The 19,950-nt window shown below is 69.6% G+C and carries 21 protein-coding genes and 1 tRNA gene; 17 read left to right on the forward strand and 5 right to left on the reverse strand.

Features of this window, described 5'->3' with window-relative positions:
- Positions 1–3 precede the first annotated feature (3 nt).
- From nudB to CKO33_RS04155, 17 genes are all read left to right on the forward strand, one after another.
- Positions 4–450 carry a dihydroneopterin triphosphate diphosphatase gene (gene nudB, locus CKO33_RS04075; protein WP_200179557.1) on the forward strand — a complete coding sequence of 149 codons (447 nt, stop codon included), beginning with the start codon at positions 4–6 and terminating at the stop codon, positions 448–450.
- The gene (locus CKO33_RS04080) at positions 443–1,087 is read left to right on the forward strand and encodes an esterase/lipase family protein (RefSeq protein ID WP_200179559.1); all 645 of its coding nucleotides are present in this window, start codon (positions 443–445) and stop codon (positions 1,085–1,087) included. The genes nudB and CKO33_RS04080 overlap by 8 nt, the downstream gene beginning before the upstream one ends.
- A gap of 45 nt (positions 1,088–1,132) precedes the next feature.
- The gene (locus CKO33_RS04085) at positions 1,133–1,882 is read left to right on the forward strand and encodes a YebC/PmpR family DNA-binding transcriptional regulator (protein WP_200179561.1); all 750 of its coding nucleotides are present in this window, start codon (positions 1,133–1,135) and stop codon (positions 1,880–1,882) included.
- A gap of 31 nt (positions 1,883–1,913) precedes the next feature.
- Positions 1,914–2,420, forward strand: a complete 507-nt coding sequence (ruvC, locus tag CKO33_RS04090) for a crossover junction endodeoxyribonuclease RuvC (RefSeq protein WP_200179562.1) — start codon at positions 1,914–1,916, stop codon at positions 2,418–2,420.
- Positions 2,417–3,028, forward strand: a complete 612-nt coding sequence (ruvA, locus tag CKO33_RS04095) for a Holliday junction branch migration protein RuvA (RefSeq protein WP_200179563.1) — start codon at positions 2,417–2,419, stop codon at positions 3,026–3,028. Before ruvC ends, ruvA begins: the two co-directional genes overlap by 4 nt.
- 33 nt (positions 3,029–3,061) lie before the next feature.
- Positions 3,062–3,796: a ZIP family metal transporter gene (locus CKO33_RS04100; protein WP_200179564.1), complete on the forward strand. Its 735-nt coding sequence runs from the start codon at positions 3,062–3,064 to the stop codon at positions 3,794–3,796.
- A gap of 73 nt (positions 3,797–3,869) precedes the next feature.
- Positions 3,870–4,937, forward strand: coding sequence for a Holliday junction branch migration DNA helicase RuvB (ruvB, locus tag CKO33_RS04105; RefSeq protein ID WP_200179565.1), 1,068 nt, complete (start codon positions 3,870–3,872; stop codon positions 4,935–4,937).
- A gap of 57 nt (positions 4,938–4,994) precedes the next feature.
- A complete protein-coding gene (gene ybgC / locus CKO33_RS04110; RefSeq protein WP_200179692.1) occupies positions 4,995–5,426 on the forward strand; it encodes a tol-pal system-associated acyl-CoA thioesterase in 432 nt (143 codons plus the stop codon).
- A complete protein-coding gene (tolQ, locus tag CKO33_RS04115) occupies positions 5,423–6,121 on the forward strand; it encodes a protein TolQ (RefSeq protein ID WP_200179694.1) in 699 nt (232 codons plus the stop codon). Before ybgC ends, tolQ begins: the two co-directional genes overlap by 4 nt.
- On the forward strand, positions 6,121–6,582 hold the full coding sequence (gene tolR / locus CKO33_RS04120; protein ID WP_200179566.1) for a protein TolR: 462 nt from the start codon (positions 6,121–6,123) through the stop codon (positions 6,580–6,582). Before tolQ ends, tolR begins: the two co-directional genes overlap by 1 nt.
- Positions 6,583–6,586: 4 nt before the next feature.
- On the forward strand, positions 6,587–7,426 hold the full coding sequence (gene tolA / locus CKO33_RS04125; RefSeq protein WP_200179567.1) for a cell envelope integrity protein TolA: 840 nt from the start codon (positions 6,587–6,589) through the stop codon (positions 7,424–7,426).
- Between the two features lie 49 nt (positions 7,427–7,475).
- The gene (gene tolB, locus CKO33_RS04130; protein ID WP_439099418.1) at positions 7,476–8,774 is read left to right on the forward strand and encodes a Tol-Pal system beta propeller repeat protein TolB; all 1,299 of its coding nucleotides are present in this window, start codon (positions 7,476–7,478) and stop codon (positions 8,772–8,774) included.
- A 55-nt stretch (positions 8,775–8,829) separates the two neighbouring features.
- Positions 8,830–9,417 (forward strand): peptidoglycan-associated lipoprotein Pal, encoded by a 588-nt coding sequence (pal, locus tag CKO33_RS04135; RefSeq protein WP_200179570.1) that lies wholly within the window; start codon positions 8,830–8,832, stop codon positions 9,415–9,417.
- Entirely contained in the window at positions 9,414–10,223 is an 810-nt protein-coding gene (ybgF, locus tag CKO33_RS04140; RefSeq protein WP_200179572.1) for a tol-pal system protein YbgF, read from the forward strand. Before pal ends, ybgF begins: the two co-directional genes overlap by 4 nt.
- A gap of 1 nt (position 10,224) precedes the next feature.
- On the forward strand, positions 10,225–10,908 hold the full coding sequence (gene queE / locus CKO33_RS04145) for a 7-carboxy-7-deazaguanine synthase QueE (RefSeq protein ID WP_200179696.1): 684 nt from the start codon (positions 10,225–10,227) through the stop codon (positions 10,906–10,908).
- 59 nt (positions 10,909–10,967) lie between these two features.
- Positions 10,968–11,636 (forward strand): 7-cyano-7-deazaguanine synthase QueC, encoded by a 669-nt coding sequence (queC, locus tag CKO33_RS04150; RefSeq protein WP_200179579.1) that lies wholly within the window; start codon positions 10,968–10,970, stop codon positions 11,634–11,636.
- A 149-nt stretch (positions 11,637–11,785) separates the two neighbouring features.
- Positions 11,786–13,054 carry a YeeE/YedE family protein gene (locus CKO33_RS04155; protein WP_200179581.1) on the forward strand — a complete coding sequence of 423 codons (1,269 nt, stop codon included), beginning with the start codon at positions 11,786–11,788 and terminating at the stop codon, positions 13,052–13,054.
- Between the two features lie 254 nt (positions 13,055–13,308).
- Here the strand turns inward: CKO33_RS04155 and CKO33_RS04160 are convergent.
- From CKO33_RS04160 to CKO33_RS04180, 5 genes are all read right to left on the reverse strand, one after another.
- Positions 13,309–13,384: transfer RNA gene (locus CKO33_RS04160), tRNA-Lys, on the reverse strand.
- 322 nt (positions 13,385–13,706) lie between these two features.
- On the reverse strand, positions 13,707–14,984 hold the full coding sequence (locus tag CKO33_RS04165) for a hypothetical protein (protein ID WP_200179583.1): 1,278 nt from the start codon (positions 14,982–14,984) through the stop codon (positions 13,707–13,709).
- Between the two features lie 583 nt (positions 14,985–15,567).
- Positions 15,568–16,890, reverse strand: a complete 1,323-nt coding sequence (locus CKO33_RS04170; RefSeq protein WP_200179585.1) for an ABC1 kinase family protein — start codon at positions 16,888–16,890, stop codon at positions 15,568–15,570.
- Positions 16,891–16,968: 78 nt separating this feature from the next.
- Positions 16,969–18,207, reverse strand: coding sequence for a pyridoxal-dependent decarboxylase, exosortase A system-associated (locus CKO33_RS04175; RefSeq protein ID WP_200179587.1), 1,239 nt, complete (start codon positions 18,205–18,207; stop codon positions 16,969–16,971).
- A complete protein-coding gene (locus tag CKO33_RS04180) occupies positions 18,200–19,807 on the reverse strand; it encodes an acyl-CoA ligase (AMP-forming), exosortase A system-associated (RefSeq protein WP_200179589.1) in 1,608 nt (535 codons plus the stop codon). The genes CKO33_RS04175 and CKO33_RS04180 overlap by 8 nt, the downstream gene beginning before the upstream one ends.
- Between the last annotated feature and the right edge of the window lie 143 nt (positions 19,808–19,950).

Raw genomic sequence — 19,950 nt, forward strand, 5'->3', positions numbered from 1 at the left:
TCCATGGACTTTAAGCGTCCCGAGTCGGTGCTGGTGGTGGTGCACGACCCCGGCGGGCGGGTGCTGCTCCTGCGCCGTTGCCGGCCCGCCGGCTTCTGGCAGTCGGTCACCGGCAGCCTGGAGTGGGGGGAATCCCCCGGGGAGGCGGCGCGCCGGGAGGTGCGGGAGGAGACCGGTCTGGATCCCGCCGCCCTGGTGGACCGGCACCGGCAGGTGCGGTTTCCCATCGCGGGCCCCTGGAAGGCGCGCTATGCCCCGGGGGTATGCGAGAATCTGGAACACCAGTTCACCCTGGAGACGGAGGAGGCGGCAGAGGTGACCCTGAGCCCCCTGGAACATGATGCCTGCATCTGGCTGCCCCGCGGGGAGGCCGCCGCCCGGGCCACCTCCTGGAGCGATGCCGAGGCCATCCTCCGGTTCGTACCCGAGGCGGTGGTCCGCCATGCGTGAGGCGGTGGTCTGTCTGCACGGCCTGTGGATGACGGGGCTGGAGATGGGCCTGCTGTGCCGCCGCCTGCGCGGGGAGGGCTTTGCCGTGCACCGTTTCCGCTACTCCAGTATCCTGGCCAGCCCCCGGGCCAATGCCGCCAGGCTGGACGCCTTTCTGCAGTCCCTGGATGCGGATGTGATCCACCTGGTGGCCCACAGCCTGGGGGGGATCGTGGTGTTGCACCTCTTTCACCACCACCCCGTGCAGAAGCCGGGGCGGATCGTCATGCTGGGCACCCCCGTGTCCGGCAGCCGGGTGGCCGCGGCCCTGGCCAGCACGCCGCTGACCCGCTGGGTCCTGGGGCGCAGTATCCAGGGGGGGCTTTTGGGGGACGTCCCCCGCTGGAAGGGGATCCGGGAACTGGGCATGATCGCCGGCTCCCGCGGCATGGGGGTGGGCCGGTTCCTGGGCAAGGGGCGCAGGGCCCGCGGGGATGGCACCATCGCCGTGGAGGAGACGCGCATCAGCGGGCTGCAGGCCCATCTGACCGTGCCCTACAGCCACTTCGGCCTGCTGTTCTCGCAACCCGTGGCCCGGGCCGTGGCCGCCTTCCTGCGGTCCGGGGCGTTTGATCTCCGTTCCTCCCCGCGTTCCTGAGGGCCCATGAAGAGACATCCCAGACACCTTTGAACGAGAGAGCACATGGCCGGACACAGTAAGTGGGCAAACATCCAGCACCGCAAGAATGCCCAGGACGCCAAACGCGGCAAGCTGTTCACCAAGCTGATCAAGGAGATCACCGTGGCCGCCCGGATGGGGGGCTCCGACCTCAACGCCAATCCGCGGCTGCGCCTGGCGGTGGACAAGGCCCTGGACGCCAACATGACCAAGGACACGGTGGAACGGGCCATCAAGCGCGGCGCCGGGGAACTGGAGGGGGTGAACTACGAGGAGATCCGCTACGAGGGCTACGGCCCCGGCGGGGCCGCCATCATGGTGGACTGCATGACCGACAACCGTAACCGCACCGTCTCGGAGGTGCGCCATGCCTTCAGCAAGTGCGGCGGCAATCTGGGCACCGACGGTTCCGTGGCCTATCTCTTCAACAAGACCGGGGTGCTCAGTTACCCCCCGGGAGCGGACGAAGAGCGCATCATGGAGGCGGCCCTGGAGGCCGGGGCCGAGGACGTGGTGGTCAACGACGACGGCTCCGTGGAGGTCCTGACCGAACCCGATCAGTACGATGACGTGCGCCAGGCCATGATCGACGCGGACCTGAAGCCCGAGCGCGGCGAGGTGACCATGCGCGCCGCCAGCGCCAGCCCCCTGGACCCGGACAGCGCCCACCAGGTGCTCAAGCTGCTGAACATGCTGGATGACCTGGACGACGTGCAGAACCTCTACACCAACGCCGACTTCCCGGACGAGGTCATGCAGGACGCCGCCGGATGAGGGAGTCATCCCGGCAGGCGGGACGGCGCTGATGCGCATCCTCGGCATCGATCCCGGCTCCCGCGTCACCGGGTTTGGCGTGGTGGACAGCGACGGCCGGCGCAGCCTCTGGGTGGACAGCGGCTGCCTGCGGGTGCAGGGGGAGGGTCTGCCCGAACGCCTGGGTTGCATCTTCCGCCGCGTGCAGGACCTCATCCACGAGCACCGGCCCGAGGTCATGGCCATCGAACAGGTCTTCGTCTCCCGTAACCCCGACTCCGCCCTGAAGCTGGGCCAGGCCCGGGGCGCGGCCATCTGTGCCGGGGTGCAGGAGGGGCTGGCGGTGGCGGAATACGGCCCCCGGGTCATCAAGCAGGCGGTGGTGGGCACCGGTGCCGCCACCAAGGAACAGATGCAGCACATGGTGACCATGATCCTCGCCCTGTCCCGGCGCCCCGCCAGCGATGCCGCCGATGCCCTGGCGGTGGCCCTGTGCCACGCCCACACCCAGGCCACCCTGGCCCGCCTGCCGGCGGCCCTGGCCGGGAGGGGGCGATGATCGGGCGCCTGCGGGGCATCGTGGCGGTGAAGCAGCCGCCCCAGCTGCTGCTGGAGGTGAACGGTGTGGGCTACGAACTGGAGGCCCCCCTGTCCACCTTCTGCGAACTGCCGGAGGTGGGCGGGGAGGCGGTGCTGCACACCCATCTGCATGTGCGCGAGGACGCCCATATCCTCTACGCCTTCGCCAGTCCCCGGGAGCGGGCCCTGTTCCGCAGCCTCATCCGCGTCAGCGGGGTGGGGGCGAAGATGGCCCTGGCCATCCTCTCCGGCATGAGTGCCGAGGCCTTCCACCGCTGTGTCGTGGACGGCGACACCGCCACCCTCACGCGCCTGCCGGGCATCGGCCGCAAGACCGCCGAGCGCCTGGTGATCGAGATGCGCGACCGTGTGGGGCTGGCCCAGGATGGCCAGGCCGCCGCTCTGCCCGCGGGGACCCCGCCCCCGGCGTCTCCGGACCCGGCGGAGGAGGCGGTGGCCGCCCTGGTGGCCCTGGGCTACAAGCCCCAGGAGGCCAGCCGCCTGGTGAGCAAGGTGGAAGGGGAGGCCGAGGGCAGTGAGGAGCTGATCCGCCTGGCCCTGCGTCTGACCCTGCGCAGCGGCGGGTGAGGACGATGCCCGGCCCGCGGGGCGGGAGAGGCCATGGGGGCTGAGGCGCCCCTGCCCACCCTGCTGGAGGCCCTGGTGCTGGGGGGGCTGGCCGGGCTGACCATCCCCCTGGGGGGACTGCTGGCGGCGGTGGAGCGGCTGCGTCCCGGCTGGCTGGAGGAGGAACTGCGCCACGCCGTCCTGGCCTTTGGCGCCGGCGTGCTGGTGGCCGCCGTGGCCCTGGTGCTGGTGCCTGAGGGCAGCCGTCATCTGGGGATGGCCGGCGTGGCCCTGGCCATGGCCGGGGGCAGTCTTTTCTTCATGGCCCTGGACCGCTGGCTCGCGGCCCGCAGCGGGGAGCGCAGCCAGCTCATGGCCATGCTGCTGGATTTCCTGCCGGAGGCGGCGGCCCTGGGGGCCCTGCTGGGCAGCGGCGCGAAGACGGCCCTGCTGCTGGCCCTGCTCATGGCCCTGCAGAATCTGCCCGAGGGCTTCAACGCCTACCGCGAACTGCGGGCCGGCGGCCGGCGTTCCCCCCGGCGTATCCTGGCGGCCTTCGCCGGGATCATGCTTCTGGGGCCCCTGGCGGCCCTGGGCGGGCTCACCTGGCTGGTGCACTGGCCGGCCGTGCTGGGGGGCATCATGCTCGCCGCCAGCGGCGGCATCCTCTACCTGGTGTTCCAGGACATCGCCCCGCAGGTCCCGCTGCAGCGCCACTGGGCGCCGCCCCTGGGGGCGGTGTCCGGGTTCCTGCTGGGGCTGCTGGGGCAGTTGTGGATCGGTGGATGATCGTCCGGCACAGGCAATGCGCGATGCGGCGCGATTCAATACAATCACCCCTCGATCCCCATCCTGGTCATCCATGACGGACCGTATCATCAGCCCCGATGCCCTCGCGGCCGAAGACGAGGCCCTGGAGCGATCCATCCGGCCCCGGCGCCTGGCGGATTACGACGGCCAGCCCGCCGTCCGGGAGCAGATGGAGATCTTCATCTCCGCCGCGCGGGGGCGGGACGAGGCCCTGGATCATGTCCTCATCTTCGGGCCGCCGGGGTTGGGCAAGACCACCCTGTCCCATATCATCGCCCAGGAGCTGGGGGTGAATCTGCGCCAGACCTCGGGGCCGGTGCTGGAGCGGCCGGGGGACCTGGCGGCCCTGCTCACCAACCTGGAGCCGCGGGACGTCCTCTTCGTGGACGAGATCCACCGCCTCTCGCCGGTGGTGGAGGAGGTGCTGTATCCGGCCCTGGAGGACTTCCAGCTGGACATCGTCATCGGCGAGGGGCCGGCGGCCCGCTCCATCAAGATCGACCTGCCCCCCTTCACCCTGGTGGGGGCCACCACCCGTGCCGGCCTGCTCACCTCGCCGCTGCGGGACCGCTTCGGCATTGTCCAGCGCCTGGAGTACTACGGTACCGACGACCTGGCGCGCATCGTCACCCGCGCGGCCGGTATCCTGGGGGTGACCGTGGATCCCTCCGGGGCGCGCCAGATCGCCCGCCGCGCCCGCGGCACGCCGCGCATCGCCAACCGGCTCCTGCGCCGGGTGCGGGACTACGCCCAGATCCGGGCGGATGGGGTCATCACCGATGAGGTGGCGGACCGGGCCCTGGACATGCTGGACGTGGACGCCCACGGCTTTGATGCCCAGGACCGGCGCCTGCTGCTGGCCGTGATCGACAAGTTCGACGGGGGCCCCGTGGGCGTGGACAGTCTGGCGGCCGCCATCGGCGAGGAGCGGGGCACCATCGAGGATGTCCTGGAACCCTACCTGATCCAGCAGGGCTTCCTCATGCGCACCCCCCGGGGCCGCATGGCCACCAGCCGTGCCTACCGCCACTTTGGCCTGCGGGTGCCCGACGCCCTGGCGGAGCGGGCGGCCCGGCCGGGGGACCTGTTCGACGCCCCCGAACCGCCCCCGCAGGATTGAAACCCATTCCCCGAACTGCAACCGATTCCCGTGACCCGATCCCCCGATTCCGGCACCATCCCCAGCCCGTTCCAGTGGCCCGTGCGCATCTACTGGGAGGACACCGACGCCGGCGGCGTGGTGTTCTATGCCAATTATCTCAAGTACATGGAGCGGGCCCGTACCGAGTGGCTGCGCACCCTGGGCCACGAGCAGCAGCGCCTGCGGGACGAGGAGGGCATCCTCTTCGTCGTGCGCCGCGTGGAGGTGGACTACCTGCGTTCCGCCATGCTGGATGACCGGGTGATGGTGAGCGCCGAGCTGGTGGAGATGAAGCGGGCCAGTCTCGTGATCCGTCACGCCCTGCAGCGGGAGACCCCGGCGGGGGAGCGGGAACTGCTGTGCCGTGGCGTGGTCAGGATTGCCTGTCTGGATGCAGAGCGTTTTGTACCCCGCGCCATCCCGCAGGCGGTGGCCCGGGCCATGAACAGCGGAGAATGTCCGAAGTGAGTGTGGACCTGTCCCTCTATCGTCTCATCCTGGACGCCAGCTGGCTGGTGCAGGCGGTCATGCTGCTGCTGCTGCTGGCCTCGGTCTTCTCCTGGATGATCATCCTCATCAAGGCCCGGGTCCTGGCGGAGGCGCGGCGGGCGGCGGAGGCCTTCGAGGACCGGTTCTGGTCCGGGGTGGAACTCAGCCATCTCTACGACACCCTGCGCCGCCGGGAGGACGTGAGCGGCCTGGAACATGTCTTCACCATGGGGTTCAAGGCCTTTTTGCAGCACCGCCGTCAGGCCCGGGACCCGGCGGACCGTCCCCTGGTGACGGGCGGGGCCGAGCGGGCCATGCGCGTGGCCGTCGCCCGGGAGGGGGAGCGACTGGAGAGCTATCTGCCGGCCCTGGCCACCATCGCCTCCACCAGCCCCTATATCGGCCTGTTCGGCACCGTATGGGGCATCATGAATGCCTTCATGGGGCTTTCCGGAGAGCGCCAGGCCACCCTGGCCATGGTGGCCCCGGGGATCGCCGAGGCCCTGATCGCCACCGCCCTGGGGCTGTTCGCCGCCATCCCCGCGGTGATCGCCTATAACGCCTTTTCGGCCCGGGTGGACCGGCTCCTGGGGCGGTATGACAACTTCGCCGACGAACTTTCCGGCCTGTTGCAACGGCAGTCCACCCCGCGTGAACGGGAGGCGGCGGACTGATGCCCGCGCAGGCCCCAGGGCGGCGCCGGCCCGGGCGGCGTGGCATGGCCCAGATCAACGTCGTGCCCTTCATCGACGTGATGCTGGTGCTGCTCATCATCTTCATGGTCACTGCCCCGCTGCTGCACCAGGGGGTGGAGGTGGACCTGCCCCGGGCCCGGGCCGAGCCCCTGGACGAGGCCCTGCAGGCGGAGGAACCCATCGTGGTGACGGTGTCCCGGGACGGCGCCGTGACCCTCAACCAGGGGCCGGCAGCGGACACCCCGCTGCGGCCCGGGGCGCTGCGGGAGGCGGTGCAGGCCCTCCTCGCCGGGGATCCCGAAACGCCGGTCTTCGTGCGCGGGGACCGCTTCGTGCACTACGGCGAGGTGGTGGATGCCATGGTCACCCTGCAGGCGGCCGGGGCCCCCCGGGTGGGGCTGATCACCGATCCGCCGGACAAGGCCGAAGGCAGCGGATGATGCCATGCCCGGACTGATCGCCCGCCATCGGGGGGTGTTTCTCGCCGTGCTTGCGGCGCATCTGCTCCTGCTGGCGGCCCTGGGTTTGCGGCTGGAGTGGGTCCCGCCCGCGCCGGAACCGGGGCCTTCGCCGCAGGTGGAGGTGATCGAGGCCATGGCCGTCTCCGGAGAGGCCTTCGACCAGGCCCGCCAGGCCCGGATGGAGGCGGAGCGCCAGCGTCAGGCGGAACTGGAACGCCAGCGCCGGGAGGAGGCGGAGCGCCAGCGCCAGGCGGAGCTGGAACGCCAGCGCCGGGAGGAGGCGGAGCGCCAGCGTCAGGCGGAACTGGAACGCCAGCGCCGGGAGGAGGCGGAGCGCCAGCGCCAGGCGGAGCTGGAACGCCAGCGGCGGGAGGAGGCGGAGCGCCAGCGTCAGGCGGAGCTGGAGCGCCAGCGCCGGGAGGAGGCGGAACGCCAGCGCCAGGCGGAGCTGGAACGCCAGCGCCAGGCGGAGCTGGAACGCCAGCGCCAGCTGGAGGCGGAGCGTCGCCGGGAGATGCTGATGCAAGAGCAACGGCGCCGGGAACAGGCCCGCCTGGAGGCGGAATACGTGGCCCGGATCCAATACGCCGTGGAGCGCAACTGGCGCCTGCCCTCGGGGGAACAGGCCGGCCAGAGTGCCGTGGTGTTCGTGCGCCAGACCCCCGGTGGTTACATCCGCGAGGTCCGGGTGGAGCAGTGCAACGGTACACCCCTGTTCTGTGATTCCGTGGAACGGGCCGTGCGCCTGGCCGAGCCATTGCCCGAGCCACCGGATCCGGACCTGTTCCAGCGGGAGATCCGCTTCACATTCGCCCCGTCCTGATGCACGCCGGGGCCAGACTGACACCGAGCTCGGGATGCGGGAGCGACCCATGATGGTAAGAAGAATCCTACTGATCCTGATGCTGCTGTGGCTGCCCGGCCTCGTCCAGGCGGCCCTGGAGATCCGTGTCACCCAGGGGGTGGAGGGGGCCACGCCGGTGGCCGTGGTGCCCTTCGCCTGGTCCGGCGAGGCGCAGCCGCCGCAGGACCTGGCGGCCATCGTGACCGCCGACCTGGGGCGCAGCGGCCGCTTCGCCCCCGTGGAGCCTGAGGATCTCCCCGCCCGTCCCCATGCCCTGGACCAGGTGGAGATGGAGCGCTGGCGTGGCGGCGTGAGCGATTATCTGGTGGTGGGCCGGCTGGATCGCCTGCAGGACGGCCGCTTCCAGGTCCGGTTCCAGCTCATCGACGTGGTCTCCGGGCGGGAGATGGAGGGCTACCGCCTCACGGTGCCGGGGGAGCGCCTGCGCCGCGCCGCCCACCGCATCAGCGATATCGTCTACGAACGCCTCACCGGCGAGCGGGGGGCCTTCGACACCCGGGTGGCCTATGTCCGCGTCCTCCGGGACGGGGAGGATACCCGCTACGCCCTGCAGGTGGCCGATGCCGACGGTCACGATCCCCGTACCGTGTTCCGTTCCCGGCGGCCCATCCTGTCCCCGTCCTGGGCCCCGGATGGCCAGCGTCTGGCCTATGTCTCCTTCGAGAACCGCCGCTCCGAGGTCTACATCCAGGACCTGGCCAGCGGCGAGCGCACCCGCCTGGCGTCCTATGCGGGGATCAACGGGGCCCCGGCCTGGTCCCCGGACGGCCAGCGGCTGGCCCTCACCCTGTCCCGGGAGGGAGACCCGGAGATCCATGTCCACGACCTGCGGGATGGTTCCCTGCGCCGGGTGACCCGGAACAGGGCCATCGACACCGAACCCCAGTGGCTGCCCGACGGCCACTCTCTGATCTTCACCTCCGATCGTGCCGGCCGGCCGCAGCTCTATCGGGTGGATCTGCGGGGGGGACGGCCGCAGCGCCTCACCTTCCAGGGACGCTACAATGGCGATGCCGCCGTCGCCCCCGATGGGGATCGCATCGCCATGGTGCACGGTGAGGACGGGCGCTTTCGCATCGCCCTGCTGGACCTTCGCGGGGGGGGTGGTTTACGGCCCCTCACCGACGGCCCCATGGATGAATCCCCCAGCTTCGCGCCCAACGGCAGCATGCTCCTCTATGCCGCCACCGCCCGCGACGGCCGGGGCGTGCTGGCGGCGGTGAGCGCCGACGGCCGGGTGCACCAGCGCCTGGTGCTGCAGGAGGGCGAGGTGCGCGAACCGGCCTGGTCGCCGTTTCTGGACTGAACCGTCAGGTTGGCGGTCGAATCTTCTCAACCCAGTCATTCCGAGGACATCATCCATGCCCGTCTCTAGCATCGACCCCAAGGCCCTCAAGATCCTGATCCCCCTTCTGCTGACGGCGACCCTGGCGGCCTGCGCCACGGTGGAGCGCAGCCCCGGGGCAGGCGGTGACCGCTCCCCCGCGGAGAGCTCTGGGGGCGTGGCGGGCGATGCCCGCGGCGCCGGCGATGCCGGGGTGGAGGTCCGCGGCCTGGAGGACGGGGAGGGGATCGCCCTGGATCCCCTGGAGGATCCCGACAGCCCCCTCTCCCGGCGGGTGATCCACTTCGGTTTCGACAAGGACACCGTGGACGCCCAATACCTGGACCTCATCGCCGCCCACGGGGACTATCTGGCGCGCAATCCCGACCGGGCGGTGCGCCTGGAGGGCCACACCGACGAACGGGGTACCCGGGAGTACAACCTGGCCCTGGGGGAGCGCCGCGCCCGGGCGGTGCAGCGCATGCTGGAGCTGCAGGGGGCCTCCGCGGATCAGATCCAGGTGGTGAGCTATGGCGAGGAGATGCCCGCGGACCCGGCCAGCAACGAGGCGGCCTGGGAGCGGAACCGGCGCGTGGAGATCGTCTATGAGGGGGATCAGGGATGATTTTCGATCCCCACCGGCTGCCTCCCCTCCTGCTGTCGCCGCTGCTGGCGGCCCTGCTCACCCTGCCGGCCCAGGCCCAGCAGTCTGCCGGGGGGGCCGGGACGCTGGAGGCCCGGGTGGAGCGGCTGGAACGCATCCTGGACAATGCCGACCTCATGGGACTGTTCAACCGCCTGCAGGCCCTGGAGGCCCAGGTGCGGGAACTGCGGGGGGACAACGAGGCCCTGCGCCACGAACTGGAGCGGCTGAAGACGCGGCAGCGGGACCTGTACCTGGATGTGGACGGCCGTCTGCAGGCCCTGGAGCAGGCGGGGGCCTCTGCGCACGGGGAGGGAGGCAACGCCCCCCAGGCCATCCAGCCCCTGCCGCGGCCGGGAGAGGGTCCGGGAGAGGGTGATGCACCCCCGGCGCAGGGGGATGGGGAGGATCAGGCGGCCTATCAGGCGGCCTTCGACCGGCTGCGGGCGGGGGCGTACCGTAAGGCCATCGAGGCCTTCTCCACCTTCCTGAAGACCCATCCCGACAGCCCCCTGGCGGCCAACGCCCAGTACTGGCTGGGGGAGGGGTACTACGTGACCGGCGACTTCGAGCGCGCCCTGGAGGCCTTCGCGGCAGTGCCCGGGACCTATCCCGAGAGCAACAAGGTGCCGGATGCCCGCCTCAAGCAGGGATATACCCTCTACGAACTGGAACGCTGGTCGGCGGCCCGGGAGGTGCTGGAGGCGGTGCGCACGGACTATCCGGACACCACCGTGGCGCGGCTGGCAGAGCAGCGCCTGCAGATGCTCGGCGAGCGGGGTGAGTGAGATCAGCGGGGCCGGGGTCCCCCCATCGCCGCCCCCCGCCCGCGGATCCGGCCTGCGGGTGACGGAGATCTTCACCTCCCTGCAGGGGGAGGCCCGGGAGATGGGGCGGCCCACGGTCTTTGTCCGCCTCACCGGCTGTCCGCTGCGCTGCCGCTACTGCGACACCGCCCATGCCTTCTCCGGAGGGACGGTCCGCTCTCTGGAGGGGGTGCTGGAGCAGGTGGCCGCGGCGGGGGTCGGACCGGTGTGCGTCACCGGGGGGGAGCCCCTGGCCCAACCCGCCTGTCTGCCCCTGCTGTCCGCCCTGTGCGACGCCGGTCATGAGGTCTCCCTGGAGACCGGGGGCGCCCTGGATGTCTCCGGCGTGGACCCCCGGGTGGTGAAGGTACTGGATCTCAAGACCCCGGGCTCCGGCGAGTCGCACCGCAACCTCTGGTCCAATCTGGACCACCTGGGCCCCCGGGACCAGGTGAAGTTCGTCCTGATGGACCGGGCCGACTACGACTGGGCCCGGTGGGTGATGGAACGCCACGCACTGCCCGAGCGGGTGGAGGTGCTCCTGTCCCCCGTGGCGGACCGCCTCTCCCCCGTGGAGTTGGCGGAGTGGATCGTGGCCGACCGCCTGCCGGTGCGCTTCCAGTGGCAGTTGCACAAGCTGCTCTGGGGGGATGCCCGGGGACGCTGAGCCCCGCGCCCCCGGTCTCCCGTTTCAATTCCGCCCGTCCAATTCTGAAGGTCAGTCCCATGAATAGAGCCGTCGTCCTCCTCTCCGGGGGCATGGATTCCGCCACCGTCCTGGCCTTGGCCCGGGCCGAGGGATTCGAGTGCCATTGCCTGAGCTTTCGCTACGGTCAGCGCCACCAGGCCGAGTTGCGGGCCGCCGCCGATCTGGCCGGGGCCCTGGGGGCGGTGGATCACCGGGTGGTGGATCTGAACCTGGCCCTGTTCGGCGGTTCGGCCCTCACCGACGAGGCCATCCAGGTGCCCGAGACCCCGGGGGAGGGGATCCCGGTGACCTATGTGCCCGCCCGCAATACGGTGTTCCTCTCCATCGCCCTGGCCTGGGCGGAGGTGCTCCAGGCCCGGGATCTGTTCATCGGCGTCAACGCCGTGGACTACTCCGGCTATCCCGACTGCCGACCCGCCTTCATCGAGGCCTTCGAGACCATGGCCAATCTGGCCACCAAGGCCGGGGTGGAGGGGGATCGCTTCCATATCCGTACCCCGCTGATGCAGCTCTCCAAGGCGGAGATCATCCGCCGGGGCACGGCGGCGGGGGTGGACTTCGCCCGCACCGTGTCCTGCTACCAGGCCGACGATCAGGGGCGCGCCTGCGGGGTGTGTGACGCCTGCCGCCTGCGGGCCCGGGGGTTCGCCGAGGCGGGCCTGCCCGATCCCACCCGCTATCGCTGAGGGGACGCCTGCAGGGGATGGACAAACCCCCTTGATCCGGGTATCGAAAAGACTGAATGGGGGCGCCCCGGCCCCTGGGGCAGAATGGGGCCCGAGGCATCCGGCATCCACCGGCGCGCCCGCGCGCCGCAACACCTGAAGGAGGGGCGATGACCTTCGAGAGCTTCGGCACGGCCGCGGCCGCCATGCTGGCCGGCGTCTTCTTCCTGGCCTTCATCCTGGGGGCGGTGGTCCAAAAGACCCAGTTCTGCACCATGGGGGCCGTATCCGACTGGGTGAACATGGGGGATCTGGGCCGCATGCGCGCCTGGCTCCTGGCCATCGCCGTGGCCATGCTGGGGGTGGCGCTCTTGGAACCCCTGGGCCTGATCCAGGCCGACGGCGCCTTCCCGCCCTACCGGGCCGCCAGTTTCGCCTGGGTGGAGCACGTGCTGGGGGGCTTTCTGTTCGGCATCGGCATGACCCTGGCCAGCGGCTGCGGAAACAAGACCCTGGTGCGCATCGGTGGGGGCAACCTCAAGTCCCTGGTGGTGCTGCTGGTCATCGCGGTGGTGGCCTATTTCATGATCAACCCCTTCCCCGGTACCGCCCACACCCTCTATTCCCTGTTCTTCCACCCCTGGACCTCGCCGCTGGCCATCGATCTGGGGCGTCCCCAGGACCTGGGCTCCCTGCTGGCCGGTTCCGCTTACGGCGCCTGGGCTCGCACCGTGATCGGCCTCCTGCTGGCGGTGGGGCTGATGGTGCTGCTGCTGCGCCACCGCGACTTCCGGCGCAACCGGGACCACGTCCTGGGGGGGCTGGTGGTGGGCCTGGCGGTGGTGGGGGCCTGGGTGGTCACCAGCATCGTCACCATCGACGATGGCTTCGGCGGCCAGGTACGTCCTTCGGCCTACGTGCAGGACTGGGCCTTCCTGGCGGACGGGCCCGGGGGCCGACCCGCCGAGGCGGCCCCATGGTCGCCCCAGTCCTTCACCTTCATCAACCCCATGTCCCAGTCCCTGCGCTACGCGGTCAGCGGCTTCGACACGGCGGTGCTCTACCTGGGGGTGATGGCCCTTACGGGGGTGATCCTGGGGGCCTTGTTCTGGGCCCTGGTGTCCCGGGGGTTCCGTCTGGAATGGTTCGCCTCCGGGCGCGACTTCGTACATCACCTGCTGGGTGCCGTGCTCATGGCCGTGGGGGGTGTGCTGGGCATGGGCTGCACCATCGGCCAGGGGGTGACCGGTATCTCGGCCCTGGCCCTGGGCGGCTTCTTCACCTTCGCCAGCATCGTCTTCGGGGCCGCCCTCACCATGAAGATCCAGTACTACCGCATGCTCCACGAGGACGAGGCCAGCTTCCCCAAGGCCCTGGTGACCGCCCTGGTGGACATGCGCCTGCTGCCCCGCCGCCTGCGCCGGCTGGAGGCCCTCTAGGCCCTTCCCGGGCGGGGGTGGGTTGGTTCACCCCCGCCCGGGGGGATTCGATCGGGAAGACGGGCCGATGGCCAACCAGCGCTGGGTCTCTGCCGGCGAAAAGATCGGGGTTGTTCAGGTCCCGGGATACCACAAGCCCCACGGGGCGGGGTCGGCAGGTCCTGACCGGAGCCGCTTGGGTGCCCCAGCGGTTCCGCGGGGATGACAAAGCAGATGAACCAGGGGAGAGGGTTCGGGTAACTGCATGATTTAATTGGTGGGTCGTGTAGGATTCGAACCTACGACCAATGGATTAAAAGTCCACTGCTCTACCAGCTGAGCTAACGACCCACGGGGCGCTGGGGTAGGGGATACCCCACGAAAGGGCATGCATGATACACGAACCGCCCCGGAATGCAACCTACAGCCTTGTCCAACGACACATGAGCCGAAGCCGTACCAACTCGCGGGCTGTGTCGGTATTGCCGGGCGCCACGAGAATGCCGTTCCCCTTTTTCGATCAAGCCGGCTTTCATGCCAGGGCATGTCCCCCTCCCCCCCCCCGGATCGGATCACCGGGACTTTCACAGTCGCTTCCGTCGGTCTGCATGGATCATTGGGAAAATGCCGGGATGATCAATCGACCGACTTGAGATTACGTGCCCGGAACGATTCACATGGCTTGCAATACGGCGTAGAGCCCCAGAACGGCACAGGCTGCGAGGTACATGATCACGGTATAGCCCGCATTCCAGAACAGCAGATTCCGCGACCGGAGATCGTAGTGGCCCGCAACGGCGAGATTCAGTCCGGACAAGGGACTGGCATTGATCCCGATGGCCCAGGCGGCTAGGAAGGTCGCACCGAGCAAGTTGGGGTCGTCGGTGACTGGCATCAGAACGGTACCCAGCACGGCGATACTGGCAGCGGGATGGACCCCGATCACGGAGGCCAGAATCAGCAAGGCGAGCGTGATGGCGGCCTCGACGCCGCCGAAGCTGGTGAAGGGTAACCAGTCGTTGCCCAGCACCGTCAGCACGCTGCTCAATCCGCCTGCCAGAACGCCGGCGGAAAGAAACAGCCAGAGCTCGTTGACCATCCGCGGGAGCTTGTGTCCGACGTGGTGGTGCATCACCGGCACCAGGCGCTGCGGCTGCCCCGACAGCCGGATCACCGCTGCCGCCGGCCCGAGAACGGCGATCATCGCCAGCACCGACCACTCCGGATGCCACTGGTGCAGACTCAGCACGGCCAGTGCCAGCAGCCCTGGTAGCCAGAGCGTACCCAGACGGATGGGATAGCCCACAAAGCCCGCATCGTCATGGGTGTCTCGATCGAGCAGAGTCACCAGCAGCGCAATCACCGCCAAAGGCAGGCCAATGGCCATCAGCCGGGTCGGCGATGATCCCGGGGCATAGATCAATACTGTGGCCATGGCAGCGAAGAAAGGCGACCAGAAGGAGGCGCTGGAAAAGCTTCGCGTAATCACCGTCGCCTGACGCCGCGTCAAACGGCCATTGCGCTGCATGTGGTCGCCGGTAATGAAGACCGCGGAAAGATTGATCACCGCCCCGAAGAGATGGGTACTCAGCACCGTCCCCCGTAGCGCCCGCGGACCGGTGGCGTTTTGTCGTGCCGATTCACCGGCGTCCATGGGGATCGCCAGTCGCAGAAAGCTCACGCCCGCTAACATAATCAACAGGGGCACGTTGGCCCCGAATATTCGTCCCCAGTCGAGTGTTGCCCCTTGGGCCCAGGCGATGATGAGTCCGAGCATGCCTCCTCCGGCCAGCATCAAGCCCTGGCGACGCGCCAGAGTCCCGGCCGTAGGCCACAACAGCAGGCCCGCCCCCCAGGCGAATGCGGCCGCCGGCCAACGGGGTATGTCGCCGAAGGCGTTCCATGTGCCAAACACCATCGCCAAACCCAACAGATAACCGGCGGTGGGCACGCGTGCTCGCTCCGGATTCGAAAACAAAGGACTACCTCCGGGAAAAAACAGGACACAGCATCCCTGGAGCTGGTCATGCCGTGTTGATCGGTTGCCTCAACCAGCTCACCTCGGCCGCCCTCCAGCCCCGCAGCTATTGTCGAGCCAATAGCTGCGGGATGGACGACCACCCGCTCCAGGTGCCGGCGGCGGAAACGATCTCGGTACTCAAACTATCGAAGGCCTTGCGGAAATCCACCAGCGCCACCGCCAGATGGATAGCGATCCCCATCCTTCCAGAAAGCACGCTTGTGCTGTCGGATGTCTCTGTTCATACCGGCACTTCCCCTCCATGGCTTGAGATCGTGCCGGTGACGATGAGGGATCAGCGGGGACCATGGAATACGGGTGCTACAGGACGGGTACTCATGTAGAAATGCAGATTGACATCCTCCCCGCCCTGAACGGCAGGGCTTGTCGGGCACCGGGTCATGTCCTTCCAATACGGTTATTGGTTGAATTCAGGGGGAGAGGATATTGGATTCTCCGGGTTCTCCGATGGAGTTCTTCCACCTGCGGCCGCCGCCGATGGCCCCCTTAGGGTTTACAAGTAGGGCGCCAGCATGCCGTGGATATCCACCCGGGCCTGCAGCTTGCGGCAGAGCATGAAGGTGCCCATGAATTTGCGGTGCAGGAAGAGGGTGGCCGGTTCGGGCATGTTGTTGAAGCGCTGGTCCAGGAACAGCTCCCGGCCGCGGTGGAAGACCCGTTCGAACAGGTCCGACTGGCCGAAGTCGTACGGGCCGGGGGTGCGCACCGGCTCCCCGGAGAGATGCAGCAGCTCCAGCATCTCCCTCACCTCCACCGCGGGGGAGGTCTCGGTGAGGTATCCCAGATCGATGCAGGCCCGGTGCATGGCCTCCCGGTCCCCGTCCCGGGTGGCCCGGGCCAGGCGGCGGTAGGTCTCCACCCAGTGTGCATGGATGGTATGGGCGGCGCCGTAGTCCAGCAGGGCGATGCGGCGGGTGTCGGCGTCGTAGAGGTAGTTGCTGAAATTGGGGTCGGTCTGCACCAGGCCGAAGTCGAACAGCTCGCGGAAGGTGAGCCGGGCCAGCAGTCCGGCCACCCGGTCCCGGTCCGCCTGGCTGTGCCGGGTCTCCACCACCCGGTCCACCGGCTCGCCGGAGAGGAAATCCATGGCCAGGATCCGCGGTGTGCACAGGTCCCGGTGCGGCCGGGGGACGATCAGGTCCGGGTCCTCCCCGAGGCGGTCGGCGTAGGTCTCCATGGCATCCGCTTCGGCGGCGTAGTCCGTCTCCCGGTGCAGCTGGCGGCGGGCCTCCTCGAACAGGGGGGCCGGGTCCACGCCGCTGGGCATCATGCGGAAGTTCTTCACCAGGAAGGAGAGATTACGGATGTCGCTGTCGATGCTCTCTTTCACGCCGGGGAACTGGATCTTCAGGGCCAGTTCCCGCCCGTCCCGGGTGCGGGCCCGGTGCACCTGGCCGATGGAGGCGGCGGCGATGGGGGTGAGGTCCATGTGCTCGAAGCGCTGTTCCCAGCCCCGGCCGTATTCCCGGTTGAGCACGGCACTGAGCTGGCCCAGGGGCATGGGCTCGGCGCTCTGGCGCAGCGCCCCCAGGATCTCCGTCACCTCGGGACCGAAGATGTCGCTGCCGTCCATGGACATGAGCTGGCCCATCTTCATGACGGCGCCGCGCATGCGTGCCAGGCGCTGGGTGAAGCGCCGGGCGTGGGGGCCTGAGAGGGGGATGCGCCCCGGGGCGGGTCCATGCCGGGAGAGTTGGGTGAGCCCCTTGACGCCGATGCCGGCGGCCAGGGAGCCGGAGGCCATGCCCAGGTGCCACAGACGGCCGAGACGGGAACTGGGAACGGGATTGGAACGGCGCTTGGTGTCGTCCGGCATGAGGCGGTCCTTGGGTCGGATGTATCAGGGACCGCTTATACTGGAGCGCCTTTCAACCGAGTGCAATACCCGGGTATTTCATACCAGCACCTCCAGGGCGGGGGGATGGCCCAGGAACCGCTCGGGGCTGGCGCTGTGGCCGTAGGCGCCGGACTGGTGGATCACCACCAGATCGCCGGGGGCGGCGGGGGGCAGCGGCAGGCGGTCGGCCAGCAGGTCCAGGGGGGTGCACAGGGGCCCCACCACCGAGACGGTCTCCCGCTCGGCCACGTCCATGCGGTTGCCGATGACCACCGGGTAGTTCTTGCGGATGATCTGGCCGAAATTGCCGGAGGCGGCCAGGTGGTGGTGCAGACCGCCGTCGGTCACCAGGAAGGGATGCCCCCGGGAGGTCTTGCGGTCCAGGACGCGGCAGACATAGATCCCCGCCTCCCCCACCAGGTAGCGTCCCAGTTCCAGGATCAGCCGGGCCTCGGGGAGGTCCCGGGCCGCGCGCGCCACGAGCTCCGCCAGATGCCCGCCGATGGGTGCCGGATCCAGGGGGCTTTCCCCGGGGAAGTAGGGGATGCCGAAGCCCCCGCCCAGATTCAGGCTGCGCACCGGGGCCGGGGCGTGTTCCGCCAGGCGCAGGGCCAGGTCAAAGCACTGGTGCTGGGCCTCGATGATGGCCTCGGCCCGCAGGTTCTGTGAGCCGGCGAAGAGGTGGAAACCCTCGAAGGACAGGCCGGCCTTGCCGAGGGCCCGCAGCAGTTCCGGGACCTGCTCGGCGTCCACGCCGAAGGGCTTGGGACCGCCCCCCATCTTCATGCCGGAACTCTTGAGCTCGAAGTCGGGATTGACCCGCACCGCCACCCGGGCGGGGAGTCCCAGGTTCCGGGAAGCCTGAGCCAAAAGCGGTATCTCGCGGAAGGATTCCAGGTTCACCAGGATGCCGGCGGCCACGGCCTGGTGCAGTTCCTCCGCCCGTTTGCCGGGGCCGGCAAAACTGATCTCGGCGGGATCGGCGCCGGCGTCCAGGGCGGTTTTCAGCTCGCCGGCGGAGGCCACGTCGAGGCCGTCCACCTGGCCGGCCAGGTGGGCCACCAGGGCGGGCATGGGGTTGGCCTTGATGGCGTAGTGCAGCCGCACCCCCTCGGGCAGGTGGGCCCGCAGCCGTTTCACCCGGCGGGTGAGGAGGGCCCGGTCGTAGGCGTAGAAGGGGGTCTGCCCCACCCGCGCCGCCAGGCGGGTGAGGGGCAGGCCGCCGATGAGCAGTTCCCCATCCTGCACGGCGAAGCCTTCGGCGGGGGCGTGGCCAGGGGCGGTGGTGTCATTCACGGCTGTACCTCGCGGCCAGGGTCTTGCGGTCCAGTTTGCCGTTGGGATTGCGCGGCAGGGGGCCTGTGTGTACGTGGATCTCGGCAGGGACCATATAGGCGGGCATGCGGCTGCGGCATTCCGTCATCAGGGCCTCGCGGTCCATCTCTTCCCCGTCGGAGGGGGTGACCACCACGAGGATGGCCTGTCCCAGGGTGGGGTGGGGCACGCCGAAGGCCACGCATTCCCCCACCTTTTGCGTGGCGTAGAGGATCTCCTCCACCTCCGTGGGGCTGACCCGGTAGCCGGAGGTCTTGATCATCTCGTCGCGGCGGCCGATGAAGTAGAGGTACCCCTCCTCATCGCGGCGCACGGTGTCCCCGGAGAACACGGCCATCTCCGGCAGCACCAGGCCCCCGGGACGCCCGGGGGTCGTGGCGGGCAGGGGACGGAAGTGGCGCGCGGTGCGCTCCGGGTCGTTCCAGTAGCCCTGGGCCACCAGGGCCCCGCGCTGCACCAGTTCGCCGGGTTCGTTGGGGGCGCAGGGGCTGCCGTCCTCCCGCAGCACCAGCACCTCGGCGTTGGGGATGGCCTTGCCGATGGAGTCCGGGCGCCGGTCCACCTCCTCCGGGGGCAGGTAGGTGGCGCGGAAGGCCTCGGTGAGGCCGTACATGAGGTAGGGCCGGGTGCGGGGCAGGATCCGGCGCAGGCGCTGCAGGGTCTCCCGGGGCATGCGCCCGCCGGTGTTGGCGATGTAGCGCAGGTGGTCGCGGATGCCCTGGGGCCATTCCAGCGCGGCCAGCTGGATCCACAGGGGCGGGACCGCGGTCAGGCCGGTGACCCGTTCCCGTTCCAGGGCCTTGAGCACGTCCCGGGGCAGGAGGTGGTTGAGCAGGATCACCCGGGCCCCGCTGGCGAAGGCGGTGGTGAGCTGGGAGAAGCCGGCGTCGAAGGACAGGGGCAGGGCGGCCAGCAGGGTGTCGTCGGGACGGTTCTCCAGGTATTGGGCCACGCTCCGGGCCCCCATGACCAGATTGCGGTGGGAGAGCACCACCCCCTTGGGGCCGCCGGTGCTGCCCGAGGTATAGAGGATGGCCGCCATATCCGTGTCGATCACCCGGGGCGGCGGGCCGGGGGCCTCCGTGGGGAGCTCGGACCAGGTGTGGCAGGCGGCGGGTCCGGTGGACGCCGTTCCCCCCCGGGTGTCCTGGAGGGTCGATGCGTCCACAAGGAGGATGTGGCGCAGGTCGTGGCAGTGTTCCAGGGTGTCCCTCAGGGCCGTGAGCCGGGATGCGGAGGTGACCAGCACGCGCACGTTGCAGTGGCGCAGGATGTAGCCCACCTGCTGTGCCTTGAGCACGGGGTTGATGGGCACGAAGGCTCCGCCGGCGGCGCTGGTGCCAAAGAGGGCGGTTACCGTCTCCAGGCGCTTCTCCAGGTACACCGCCACCCGTTCCCCCCGTTCCAGGTCCAGGGCCTGCAGTGCGGCGGCAAAGCCTTGGATGGCGGTGGCAAGGCCGGCATAGTCCAGGTGCCGCTCGCCGTGGCGGACAGCGGTGGCCTCTGGGGCGTGTTCCGCCTGGTGGAGCGGCAGGTGGTGCAGGAGATGGCTGGCATGCATGTCAGGACCCCGGGATAGGCTGCGGGTGGCTGCCGAATGTCGCGGATGCCGGTTCCGATCTTAGCAGCGTGGGCGCAGAATCGGGATCCGATTGCCCGCCGTCGGCGGGTTGATGCTAGATTCCTTTCCAGGACGGGCGCGGT

It is taken from the genome of Ectothiorhodospira mobilis, assembly GCF_016584115.1.
GTDB classification, from domain to species: domain Bacteria; phylum Pseudomonadota; class Gammaproteobacteria; order Ectothiorhodospirales; family Ectothiorhodospiraceae; genus Ectothiorhodospira; species Ectothiorhodospira mobilis.

What these genes read in the sequence shown, in the direction of transcription:
- nudB (WP_200179557.1), top strand. Translation starts at nt 4, where the DNA reads ATGGACTTTAAGCGTCCCGAGTCGGTGCTGGTGGTGGTGCACGACCCC.
- CKO33_RS04080 (WP_200179559.1), top strand. Translation starts at nt 443, where the DNA reads ATGCGTGAGGCGGTGGTCTGTCTGCACGGCCTGTGGATGACGGGGCTG.
- CKO33_RS04085 (WP_200179561.1), top strand. Translation starts at nt 1,133, where the DNA reads ATGGCCGGACACAGTAAGTGGGCAAACATCCAGCACCGCAAGAATGCC.
- ruvC (WP_200179562.1), top strand. Translation starts at nt 1,914, where the DNA reads ATGCGCATCCTCGGCATCGATCCCGGCTCCCGCGTCACCGGGTTTGGC.
- ruvA (WP_200179563.1), top strand. Translation starts at nt 2,417, where the DNA reads ATGATCGGGCGCCTGCGGGGCATCGTGGCGGTGAAGCAGCCGCCCCAG.
- CKO33_RS04100 (WP_200179564.1), top strand. Translation starts at nt 3,062, where the DNA reads ATGGGGGCTGAGGCGCCCCTGCCCACCCTGCTGGAGGCCCTGGTGCTG.
- ruvB (WP_200179565.1), top strand. Translation starts at nt 3,870, where the DNA reads ATGACGGACCGTATCATCAGCCCCGATGCCCTCGCGGCCGAAGACGAG.
- tolR (WP_200179566.1), top strand. Translation starts at nt 6,121, where the DNA reads ATGCCCGCGCAGGCCCCAGGGCGGCGCCGGCCCGGGCGGCGTGGCATG.
- tolA (WP_200179567.1), top strand. Translation starts at nt 6,587, where the DNA reads ATGCCCGGACTGATCGCCCGCCATCGGGGGGTGTTTCTCGCCGTGCTT.
- tolB (WP_439099418.1), top strand. Translation starts at nt 7,476, where the DNA reads ATGATGGTAAGAAGAATCCTACTGATCCTGATGCTGCTGTGGCTGCCC.
- pal (WP_200179570.1), top strand. Translation starts at nt 8,830, where the DNA reads ATGCCCGTCTCTAGCATCGACCCCAAGGCCCTCAAGATCCTGATCCCC.
- ybgF (WP_200179572.1), top strand. Translation starts at nt 9,414, where the DNA reads ATGATTTTCGATCCCCACCGGCTGCCTCCCCTCCTGCTGTCGCCGCTG.
- queC (WP_200179579.1), top strand. Translation starts at nt 10,968, where the DNA reads ATGAATAGAGCCGTCGTCCTCCTCTCCGGGGGCATGGATTCCGCCACC.
- CKO33_RS04155 (WP_200179581.1), top strand. Translation starts at nt 11,786, where the DNA reads ATGACCTTCGAGAGCTTCGGCACGGCCGCGGCCGCCATGCTGGCCGGC.
- CKO33_RS04170 (WP_200179585.1), bottom strand. Translation starts at nt 16,890, where the DNA reads ATGCCGGACGACACCAAGCGCCGTTCCAATCCCGTTCCCAGTTCCCGT.
- CKO33_RS04180 (WP_200179589.1), bottom strand. Translation starts at nt 19,807, where the DNA reads ATGCATGCCAGCCATCTCCTGCACCACCTGCCGCTCCACCAGGCGGAA.